Source organism: Stenotrophomonas sp. 05L44_2, from assembly GCF_056665995.1.
In genome coordinates this window covers 1-1,496 of record NZ_JBFTNR010000882.1, presented here as the reverse complement: position 1 = coordinate 1,496, position 1,496 = coordinate 1, and the positions used below count along the sequence as shown (strand labels likewise).

The following is a 1,496-nucleotide window of genomic DNA, read 5'->3' as shown; positions in this document are numbered from 1 at the left end:
CAACAGCAACAGCAGAAGCTGCATTCCGTGGGATGGCGGGGAGGGTCCGGCTGCGGGGGACGCCGTAAACCCATCCTTGGGGGCTTGGCCGCGGCATCCATGCCGCGGACACCCCCGCAACCGGACCCTCCCCGCCTTGGACAGATTTCTGCGATCTGTCGGAACGGCGTTCTGTGATGCTCTTGGTAGGTGTCGACCTTGGTCGACACGCAACAAGAAGGGGTCAGATCCCTTTCCCGGCGGGAAAGGTCTCTGACCCCCACGTGCCTCGAACCGAGGTGTCTTACCAGTTCGGGTCTTCGGCCGGGGCGGCGGCGGGCTTGGGCTTCGGCTTGCTGGCCGGGCGCGCTGCGGCGGCCGGGGCGGCCGATGCGGTTGCGCCGGCGGCGGCCTTGGGCTTGCTGCCCAGCTTCTGGCGCAGTTCGATCTGGCCGGGGCGGAAACCACCGCGCATCGCGTCGACGCCCTCTTCCAGGGTGCCGTAGGACGTCTGCGCGGCAACGCGGTCGATGCGGATGGTGCAGCACGGATGCTCGCTGCGGCCGAGCGAACGGCCGGTCTGCGGGTCCTTCAGCTCTTCGCCCAGGCGCACGGCCTGCCAGCGCTGGCCGACCTGCACGGTGTCACCGCCCTGGCTCAGCACCACCTGGTCGCCATCGACGGACACCACCGACACCGGGAACAGCGTGGTGACGATCGTGCTGCCGATCTGCCCGGACAGCGAGTCCATCATCGAGGCGGCCATGCTGCGGCCATTGACCACGCGCGGCAGCGTGCTCGGGCCGGTCGAGGCCAACTGATGGTCGAAGCTGTCGGACATCACCACCTGGCCGGTGGTGGCATTGACCAGGCGCAGGGTGATGCGGCCGCCACCGGAATACGAGGTCACCTGGCGATCGGACATGCGCAGGTTGCGCACGCTGCGCGGGTACTCGAACCGTTCGATGGTCGGAATCAGGATCAGGTCGGTCGCCAGCTGCTGGCCAACGCGCGCGGTGTCCTGCAGGCGCACGTTGCCACTGTTGATGTGGTCGATCTCGGCCTGCAGTTCGTCGCCGAACTCGCGGTCCAGCACGATGAAACGCTGGGTCTGGGTAAGCGTGTCGGACAGCCGCGCGCGGATCGCCTGGGCGACCTCGTCGGCATTCACCCGGCCATCGCCAACGGCATAGCTGCCCGACTTGGTGCGCGGCAGGGCCACCACGATCTTCGGCTTGCCTTCTTCATCCGGTGCGCGGTACTGGGCAATCTGCGCGCGGACACGCACCTTCCAGTAGCTGCGCATGCTGCGCCGGGTGACATCCGAATCGAAGGAGCTGGCACCGCGCTTGGCGTCTACCTTGACCTGCTCTTCGTAGTTTTCCTTGACGCTGGCCGACGCCGAGCCGCCCTTGGCGGAGGCTTCGCCGGAAGCGCTGGCCGAGGCCGAACCCTTGAAGCTCCAGCCTTCGTCGCTGGCGCGCACGCGGGCGATGGTTTCTTCGTCGAGCTGGCTC

General features: G+C 67.7%; 1 protein-coding gene. It reads right to left on the bottom strand.

Annotated elements, in window-relative coordinates; translation table 11 throughout:
* Nucleotides 1–283: 283 nt before the first annotated feature.
* On the bottom strand, nt 284–1,496 hold a 1,213-nt coding region (locus tag AC1VAN_RS21630), incomplete at its 5' end, for a CsgG/HfaB family protein (RefSeq protein ID WP_480986720.1).